This is a genomic window from uncultured Thiodictyon sp. (assembly GCF_903946935.1).
In the GTDB taxonomy this organism is placed as follows: Bacteria; Pseudomonadota; Gammaproteobacteria; order Chromatiales; family Chromatiaceae; genus Thiodictyon.
The window spans coordinates 1-9,692 of sequence record NZ_CAJAXH010000117.1; the positions used below are offsets into that span (position 1 = coordinate 1).

General features: G+C 57.5%; 5 protein-coding genes and 1 pseudogene. 2 read left to right on the top strand and 4 right to left on the bottom strand.

Going from position 1 to position 9,692, the window contains the following annotated elements:
* The 3 genes and pseudogenes from QZX93_RS10150 to traL form a co-directional block, all read right to left on the bottom strand.
* Nucleotides 1–790: pseudogene (locus tag QZX93_RS10150) on the bottom strand (hypothetical protein); the annotation flags it as partial.
* Entirely contained in the window at nucleotides 787–1,830 is a 1,044-nt protein-coding gene (locus QZX93_RS10155) for a type-F conjugative transfer system secretin TraK (RefSeq protein ID WP_295389673.1), read from the bottom strand. The pseudogene QZX93_RS10150 and the gene QZX93_RS10155, both read right to left, overlap by 4 nt.
* A gap of 111 nt (nucleotides 1,831–1,941) precedes the next feature.
* A complete protein-coding gene (traL, locus tag QZX93_RS10160) occupies nucleotides 1,942–2,235 on the bottom strand; it encodes a type IV conjugative transfer system protein TraL (protein WP_295389675.1) in 294 nt (97 codons plus the stop codon).
* Between the two features lie 688 nt (nucleotides 2,236–2,923).
* On the opposite strand from traL, the gene QZX93_RS10165 reads away from it, so the two are divergent.
* On the top strand, nucleotides 2,924–7,321 hold the full coding sequence (locus QZX93_RS10165) for an AAA family ATPase (RefSeq protein ID WP_295389677.1): 4,398 nt from the start codon (nucleotides 2,924–2,926) through the stop codon (nucleotides 7,319–7,321).
* A gap of 104 nt (nucleotides 7,322–7,425) precedes the next feature.
* Nucleotides 7,426–8,790, top strand: a complete 1,365-nt coding sequence (locus QZX93_RS10170) for an AAA family ATPase (RefSeq protein WP_295389693.1) — start codon at nucleotides 7,426–7,428, stop codon at nucleotides 8,788–8,790.
* 460 nt (nucleotides 8,791–9,250) lie between these two features.
* Here QZX93_RS10170 and QZX93_RS10175 read toward each other — a convergent pair.
* Nucleotides 9,251–9,692, bottom strand: a 442-nt coding sequence (locus tag QZX93_RS10175) for a DUF4400 domain-containing protein (RefSeq protein ID WP_295394578.1), incomplete at its 5' end; no start/stop codon positions are given.

The window sequence follows — 9,692 nt, forward strand, 5'->3', positions numbered from 1 at the left end:
CGTCGTGCTTGATCCGCACCAGGGCCGGGGTCGGCTGCTGCCGGGCGCCCTGCCCCGTGGGGGCGTCCAGGCCGTTGAGGAGCACGCCGGTGAGGATGCTGCCGGCCGGGATGAACAGTTCGCCCGGGGCCGGGGCGGCGGGTCGACCGGGGGGCGGTGCCGGCGGCGGCGGGGCACTGACCACGCGGATGTCCATGGCACGGTTGGCACCGCTGGCGCGCGACCCGGGCACCGCGGGGCTCGGCCCCTTGGCGGTCGGCGGGCTGAACATCTGATCCATCGGCCGCTCACCCTGCGGCGCTGGCGCTGGTGCGGCCGGCGCCGGGGTCGGCGGGGTCGCCGGCTCGGGCAGTCGCCCCGGGGGCCGCAGGGCGGCCGGCGATCCGGGCGGGGGCGTCTGCTTGGCTACCTCCATCTGGCGGCGCAGGCTCTCCAGCTCATCCTTCAACTGGGCCATTTCGACGCGCTGGGCCTCGACCACGGCGGGGTCGACCGGGGGCACGTCCGGCTTGTCCGGCGGTTTTGCCAACGCCTTCTTCACGTCATCGACGTGCTGCTCCATGCGCTCCAGCCGGGCGGCGAGGCCTTCGATGCCCAAGGAGCGCGGATCGGTGTCGGTGAGCAGGTTCCGCACCAGCTTGTCCTGGGCACTGCCCCGGTGCGTAGGCGCCCCGGCGCTCTGCACCGCAATCGCGGCCAGGAGCAGCAGCACGGAGCCGCCCGCACCCCAGGCAACCGCACGCTGGACGCCGGGCGAAAGGGATGCCCATCGGCTCTTGAGATTGATCACCGCGGTGTCCCGCTCGGGTCAGCCGCCACAAAGCCTTCCTGGAGCACCAGGAAGACCTCGGTCTCCTGCCCCGGCGCCAGGGCCTTCAACGGCCAGGCGCCGACCGCCGCGACGATGCCCTTGTCCAGGTCGCAGGCCGACTCGTTGGCCGGCACGGTGCCGGTGCCGGCATTGCGCACGCCGAGCGTCAGCACGCTGGCAGTCGCCCCCTGGATCAGCTGGGTCCTGGTGATCTTGAGCCCCGGGACACAGTGCGCCTTGGGGCCGCGGCCCTTGACCTGGAAGCCGGCCGGCAGCCGCCGCTGCGCCATGGCGCGCAGCAGGTCGGTCAAGGCGGCGACATAGGAGGTGTTGCCGTTGCCCTCCCCCGCCGTGCCCGGTAGCGACGCCGACTTGCCGCCGTCGGGTCCCGCGCTGCTCACGCCCTTGCCGCGATACCCGGGCACGGTCAGGCGGATCTCGCGCGGGGGCACGTACCGCGGGGCCAGGGTGAGCGACAACGCCAGGTCATTGCTCTGCCCGTCGCTGATGTATAGGGACACGGGTTCCTCGGTGGAGGTGGCCACGTAGACCACATGGCCATCGACGCTGGTACTGGCCGCCGCGACGGTCCGCACCACCGGGTTTGCGAAGGGGGTGACGATACGGTTGAGGTGATCGATGGCGATCTCGATCAACGCCGTGGTGCCCGGGGTGATGCTGACGTTGCGGGGTCCCAACTCCATGGCGACGGCTGGGGCTTGGCCTGCCGACGGACCCATGGCGACGCGCAGGAAACCGCCACGGCGCTCGGGGGCGCTACTGGTTCGGCGGGCGGCCAGGTCGAGTCCGCCGACCTGGCGAATGGTCGGTGCGCCACCAGGGGAACTTTCGCCGGTCCCGGCCGGGTCGGCGCGGGGTCCCGCCGCCACGGTGCGGACATCCAACAGGTCGCAGGCGACCCGCGGGATCGCGGCCCCGGGGTCGGGCTCCGGCGCGGCCTGGGCGGTGCCGAGCGCGAGTGAGACGCATAGGGCGAGCAGGGTCGGTTGACGGGTCATCGCGGGCTCCCAACGGTTGCGCCGACGCGCGGCTCCCCGGGATAGGAATCCAGGGGTTGACCCGGTTCTCCAGCGTCAGCCCGGCCCAGGTAGCGAGAAATCGCTGCAAGTTCATGGTAGCCACCGCCGACAAAATGGATTGGGGGTGGTACGCCCACGCAGGGGCAGCAGGCCGTACCAATAGAGGAAGTGCAGCGCGTGCCCGTCGGGGCGCCGCTCGCGGTACTTGGAATACAGGCGCACCAGGAGGACGCCCAGGACGATCAGTTTAAACATCGTGCTGGGGCTGCCGGTGAAGATCCCGATCACCAGGCACAGGACGATCGGGACGAGATCATCGACGCGCCACAGCAGGATCAGCGGTGGGTCGTCGATGTACTTGGGGATTTCGGTTGGGTCAGCCATGGGCGCAGTGTGCGGCGCGGCGGGCGGGGACCGTGAGAGCTGAAGATGCGGATTTTTGGGGGGAATGCGGGAAACGGGGTTGGGCCAAGGCCGAGAACGGCCGCAGCGGGCGCTCGCATCCTTTCAGGGTGCTCGCCGAGACGCACCCACCAGACTCTCCTCAGGCCAGTAACGATCGACATCCGCAGAACCTGGCCGCCCGCGCGAATCGGTTGAGTGAGCCCCCCCGGGGTCGGTCGCTCAGCACGGAACGGCCAGGCGTGAAGGCGCCCCGAGCCCCACGACGATCGGCCCGCCGCGCCTTCAACCAAGGTCCGTTGAGTCAAGGCAAGCCTGGGCGGCGCTGCAACACGGCCTTGCCCAGGCCCGCCAAACCATGAGGTGGGGCAGCAAGAGCGCTGACGGACACCTTGAGCATTCCGTCCAGATTCGGCCACTTACACCCACGAAGGCATCACGGGCCCGGTTCCCCAATCCTCTGGACAACCGACAACGTCTACGACTGACGTATACTATCGCCGAGAATCGCCCAGAACTTGCTCGAGCCCTGAAGGAACCGTCGGGCCGAGACAACCCGTTAACCTAGCCAACGATTTCTGATCCGATGCGCGTCTAAGAGCCGAATAGCGGAATCATGCGCCGTCGAAACCTAGTCGGGCAGCAATAATGACGGATGGTTACACTATTTATGTCTGATGAGCCCCAAGAAGCCGTGAGAAACATGACGTCAGCATTCGCCGCGTTGACGCGTATTGCAAAGCCAGGCAAGACTCTTTGTCTTCGCTTGGCCTTTTCCATGGAATCTCCTGAAACGTGTGGTGTTCTTCTCGAACTTCTACCGGATGGACTAATCTTCGATACTAGCTCAGGGACCGAGTGGATACCGGCCACAGATATCGTTGCATGGCGAGTACCCAGGCAATCGCCATCACCCGCAACCACCTCGCAACAGACATCTCCGGACTTTTCGGGCGAAAGCCCTGAAGAATCTATTAGATACGATCCAGAATCGGCCGAGCGCATCTCTACGGCTCCGGCCGAAAATCTGCTATCGCTTGCAACTAAGAGCCTGCCCACCCCAGCCGATCTGGAACTTCTTTTCGCGGGTGATCCATTTCTGCCTCTTTCCGCACCAAGTTTTAACATCCCATCGCTCTCCAAAGATATTCAACAGGAAATCAACCGATGGAAAAACAGGTATGACTACGCACAAAAGGTCCACGAACCGGCGCGTATGAGCCAGGACGCGGCACGAATAGCAGAACTTGCAGAAACCCTTGAAGAGCCTTACCTGAATTATCTTGCCGGTTTGTTAGCAGATTACAGTGGATTAGGCATATCACGCGCAAGAACATATTTTCAGAAAACTCTGGAATTAGAACAAAATCACCAAGCTGCAACCGTTGCGCTTGCAACATTAGCAATCCGAGAAAATGATTGGCAAAATGCGATAAAGTTCCTTCTTTGGGCTACCCATCTTGACGGTGAATCTGACAAGATAAACCTTGTCCGCTGTCTCGGTCAGTGCGTGCTCCGATTGAATGAGGCGATCCATTCACCTATTGGCGCACTGCTTTCCTTAGACTTGTCCGACACAGGACGACGCCTTGTTTCCAGTATTGTTGCTCTCGCAGTAAGAGAAGATGCTGATGGGTACAGTGCGGCCTTGTCTGGCGATATTGAAAAACTACGTCAAACTAAGATCGGAAATGATCTGTTCCCCTGGAAAGATAGGATCTCCGCACCTGTAGAGCCTAGGATAACCAAACCCACGAAGGTATCCGCCCGGGACGCAATACGTCGAGGATGGGTATCTGCATATTATCCTGGTAGGAGCTTCGGTTTCCTTGTAGAAGATTCGACCGGACAGACATGGTTCTTCCATCGAAACGAAGTAATTAGTCCATCGCTCCTGCACTCCCTAACCAAAGGTAATGTTCGTCAGGATATCACCTTTTCCGGAAAGACGGACGCGCTTTCCGGGAAATACCCTTTAGCGAACCAAATCAGCGTTCTAGCGGAAGACACGCATCTTCCGTCGGAAGCAACCAAACGAGCCCCACTAAAGTTGCGGCTCCAAGCAATACCAAAAGATGGCAGTTGGTTCGCAAAAGCAATGGCAGCGGAACAGCTTGATCAACTCGACGAGGCAGAGTCGTATTACCGCAAGGAAATTTCAGGACGCGGAACTCACTTTAAGAGTGCGATAAAGCAACTCGCAGCTTTAAGGAGCCGCAAAGGAAGACCTGATGATGCAATAGAACTATTGGATAAACATCGCTACAAATTTCTAGAAAGCGAGGTGCCTTCCCTTGATCAGATGCTGGTGCAACTTCTGGTTAAGACAAAGAACTATTCAAAGGCAGGACAGCTATTGTCTGGATTGGCGAAACAGGCGACGGACAAGAGCAAGCGCATCGCTTACCTGCGCCAAGAAGCATATTGCATGCTTGCCGCAGGGCAATTTGATTCGTCAATACGAATTTTGAAGCTAATTCTTACATCTAACCCCTATGACAATGCCACTGTGCTTCTACTCGAAAAAGCGAACGACGCTAAAGAGACAGGGATCATTCCAATTGGAGATTCGGCAGGCGAAAGCGAAGACGAATACAATGATTTTATTTCTAGTTCTCTGGGCATATCGTTACTTGCACGCCGACAATTAGAACATTGCGAACTGCGTGGAATTGATACACGTACCAAGGAAAGCGGGAGTTATCAAACTCAGGACGTTCGGCAGGTTCAGGTGCTGCTGGACAGACTCAAGGGACGGCGTCCTAGAGAGCGCGCAGACTATTTGCTAACACTTGCTTGGCTATGCGAACATGCTTCCAATGTGACAGAGAGTAGGAGCATACACGAATATCTGAGACGTCATTTTCTCGCTGTCGCTGAAGCTGCAATGAGTGAAGATTTTCAGAGAGATTCGGTTCGTTGTTACGCCCTTGAGTCCCTCATACTCTGCCCTATACGCCTCGAACCGGGTCGTGAAGCCCAAACCAGCTTCGAAGCCGCGTGGGTACTATTGCTCGGAACCTATCTGTCCAATATGGTAGAACCAAGCGCATTACTACAGCCTGATACCGGAAAACGGTTACCAAACGTCTTGAATCTTCTTACTGAGTGCCCAGATGACTGGTCACGCTTTGTTAATGATGCCCCTTTTTATCAGATTAGAGCACCATCGGCATATGAGCACTTCACCTCGGTTTGCGAAGCCAGGTCTGATCTTAAATTGACACCACAATGCCAATCAAAAGAGCGATTACGTCTAAGAGAGCTTGAGAACGCCTTGAAGTGTTTGTCTGGCGATGCACTTTCTGCTGACGGCTTACGCAGAGGAAAAGAAGCTGTCGCCGAGCAGATGGTTCTTGTGCGCTTCGAGCTTGACCGTAAACGCCTTACGGACCTAGTGAAGCTATTTGGTGATGCGTCTGATTACGCACTGGAGAGGCATTTCCGTGAGCGCGAGACCAAGTTCCTGAGGTTAGGAGCGGATATTGCGCGTCATATTGAGGAATTGCAACGTCACCCGACTCATCTGTCTATCGAGCGATTGCTGCCAATTCTAGTTTCTTTGCTTGAGCTATTGAAAGCCGATTTTTCCCGGGCAGAGACTGCCAAGCCTAGCCTCGAACTAAGAAACGTTCTCGACAGCGATTTTTACGTCGTGAACGATGGCACCGTTGCGTTGAGACTCCAGCTTATTTCCAAGGATGAGAGCTCGCCCCCAATTGAGGCGATTGGTCTTGTCCTTGAAAAGGGGCATGGAGATCCTTGCCACTCACCAGATCCTTTACATGGCGGACAGACCAGAGAGATCGAACTGGCAATCAGGCCATTGGAGCACCAAATAGAAGATGGAACATTCTCAGTTCAAATTGCCGTAGAATATCGAAATCGCAAAGGAGCTACGGAGAAATCACAACCGTTTTCTCTTGCAGTTCGCTTAGGCGAACAGGGCTTTGAGGAAATCCCGAATCCCTATGGCCGCTACTCAGGTGGATCGCCAGTGGAAGACGAAGATATGTTCTTCGGCCGCGCTGCACTCATTGACCGTGTTAGTCGATATTTGTCTTCGGGAAGCCTCGGGCAGTGCTTCGTATTGTATGGACAGAAACGGTCAGGCAAATCCTCCGTTCTGAAACAAGTGGAACGGCGACTTGGAAAATCGGTATTTTTCGCTCCGATGTCCGCCGGAACGTTCACGCCAGGCAACTTGTGGGGTAGCTTCGCCCGTTTGTTCGTGCAGGAAGTGACCTTCTGTCTAGAGGACGCCAATGTGGGAATTCCCGAGAATTGGCCGAGTCGGTCAGAGGTGGATGCAGGCCCCCTTGAGGCGATTAGGGATGTAGCGCGTGGTCTTACGAAACGAGGACATCAAGTCGCCGTTGCAATTGATGAATTTACCTACATATTTGAAAACGCACACCGTGATGTGGAAGCCTTTATGCGCGGTTGGAAAGCATTGCTTGAGGCGAGAACCTTCAACGCCCTCTTAGTGGGGCAAGATACTATGCCGCGCTTCAAGCAAACATTCCCTAATGAATTCGGAGTGACACATGACGAGCGTATTAGCTACCTCAATGAAGAGGAGGCGGCAGCGCTAGCATCGAAGCCGATACTATTGAATGGATCGTCTCGATACCGGGGCCAAGCGCTGCATCGTCTATTCGATCTGACGGCAGGCAGTCCGTTCTTCCTGCAAATCGCTTGTGACCGTCTTGTGCGACACCTGAACTCGCGGAATGCGGCATTTGTAACAGAGGCGGATATTGATCAAATCGCCCGAACGCTAACAGTTGGAAACGAAGCACTGCCGCCGGAGCGGTTTGACGCCCTAGTAACAGCTGCGGGTGAGAAAGTCGCGACTGTGCCTCGTGATGACCTCTGGCGTGTCTTGGCTCGTATAGCGCGGGAATCACTTCATTCAGAGTGGTGCTACAAAGATGCTCTTTCCGAGCTTCTGAGGAGCGGCGAAGCGCTTAAGGATCTTATCGACAGGGAAATACTCGCGGTGGAGGGCGAGCGGGTAAGCATTCGCGTCGGACTTTTCGCTTCATGGCTTCGTGCAAACCAATAGTTGAGTGAATCCAAATGCCACCAGAGAATCCATTTAGCGGTCGAGGTTCGCCCGTCAGCGGAAGTCGACTTGTCGGGCGCAGATCAATGCTTGATCGGCTGGCAATGCGAGTGCGCTCTGAGGCCCATTGCAGCCTAGTTGGACTCCCTCGAATGGGGAAGACAAGTGTTGCCAGAGAGGTGCTGCGAAGTCTTGATTCAACTGTAACAGGGTTGGTCGGCGGGTACATTACTCTTGACGCGATCAGAGGACCAATCCAAGCATATAACAGAATCCTCGAGGAAACCTCACCAGCTGAGTGGGACGCTCAGACAATTGTGCGAACTAGCGATCACGACGAAGCTTACGAATGCTTTCTGCGAACATTGCGTAAGCGGCGGCGTTGTGGTCAGAGATCAGCAATTGTCGTAGATGAAATTGACGCTATTTTACAAGACGGTTTCACTGATGCGTCACTATTCATTGCCCGGATACGCGAGGTGGCTAATGACCGGGATCGCTATGGAGTTACCTTTATATTTGTATCGAGACGTTCGCTTGATATGATCCAAGGGGCGGTAGATTGCTCGACATTAGCGGGTTTGTGCGAGGTTATGTACATGCGACCCTTAGAGCGGGATGGCCTCGATGCTCTATCCGCGCGAAGTCCTGTTCCTGTGGACGATCCCGGACGTGAAGCCTTATGGCAAATCACAGGCGGCCACCCCTTCTTAGCGGAAGTCGTGATGTGTGAGGCTGTTGAGAAAAACAACTCACACCTAAGCGACAAGTCAATCAAGGACGCACAGCACGCGCAGTCGCACGAGTTCACGAATCAATATCGGCAGTTGGAGAGCCTGCTAGCGCATGACAAGATGTTTGAAGCGATGTGTGAGTTAGTAGTGGGGCCGCGCTGGCGTGCTATTGCGCCACACACTGAGTGTCTCTTGAAACACTATGGCATCCTTCTTAGTAGCGATGTAGTTTCTGGGAGTGTTGCATGCATGTCCGAACATTTCAGAGACTATCTGGTGCTGCTGACACGCATGACCCCTTCCTGGCTTTTGCTTGGGGATGCGGAGCGCCAACTCAGATACCTAGTTCAGGATCGAATGGTTCTTGCATATGGTGAGAATTGGTTCGATGAGTTGCAGAAGAAGCTCCCCAGATTGAGTGCTGCTCTAGCCAAATTGATCGAGCAGCGAATCCGCGAGAAACGGATGTTCGGCGATGCTGCGTCGGACTTTATTCTAGACTATGCATACATTAGCGACTTGAAAGACTTCGTGTTCGCTGAGTGGGAGCAGTACCGGTCGATTCTTGGCGGAGCTAAGGCGGAGTGGGACAGGAGATTCCAAGACATAATTAGGGCGCGTAATCCCATGGCTCACCACCGACCTATACCAGCAGATTTTCTTCAAGAAGCAGAGCGCTCGTGCAGAATTCTGCTATCGCGACTTAAGGGAGAGGAATGTAGCAACAAAATATAGCCCTCCGCGGAGAGTCGGGAAATAGGAGACGGACCAGGAGAAAATTCGTCCTTAGTTCCCCGCCCCCGATAGCCCGCCCGCTCAAGCCGATCCGCCAAGGACCTCCTTCAGGCTTTGGCACTCCAGTACGCGATCGGCCCAAGCCTCAAGCTCGGCCTCGCTGCCCTGACCTAGGCGCTCCGCAGCTCATGACGGCAGGGGGTCGAAGCGGCGAGTGAGTAGCTAATCTCGCCCCTGCTGCCTGCCTTCACGCAGACCCTCATCCTTACACTCCTGGGTCCAAGTCTTAAAGCGTTCGGCCAGCATGTCGTGAAGCTCTTGTGGTTCGCTTAAATTGGGTGTCTCGGCGTCGAGCACACGCGCCGGGAGCAGCATCGGCTTGAACCGGACGACGAATGCGGCATTGCGACGCGCCGTGTCTGGAGCCCATTACCCGCGGGACCGAGGATGCAACGCTGGCCTACAGCCGCTTCTGACTGTTGGCAAGCACGAGCCCCAAGAGCACCGCAACAACGGCCACCCCAACCGGCACGCCCGCGGCGGGTAGCGGGATCGGGGCAACCAACAGCATCAAGGTCCCGATCAGTATCCAAAGCAGGGCCCGCACCGACCAGAAATGAATCAGCGGACTGGCATAGGAAAAGCTGTGCTGCCGGATGCGCCGCCGTAACAACGCATCGTACGCGGCGGCAGCGCACAGGATCAGGCTGAACGGCCACCAGAAGAGCAGGACCGCCAGGCGCTGACAGGCCTGCCCGAGTGACCACCACACCACCTGCACCCGGCCGGCGAGCCAGGGCCAGACCGGGCTGTCCGCCAACTTCTCCAGCCCCGCCCCCGCCGTCCGGTGATCGGGGACCAGGACGTGGTAACTCCACGCCTCCAGGCCGGTGCGCACGCAA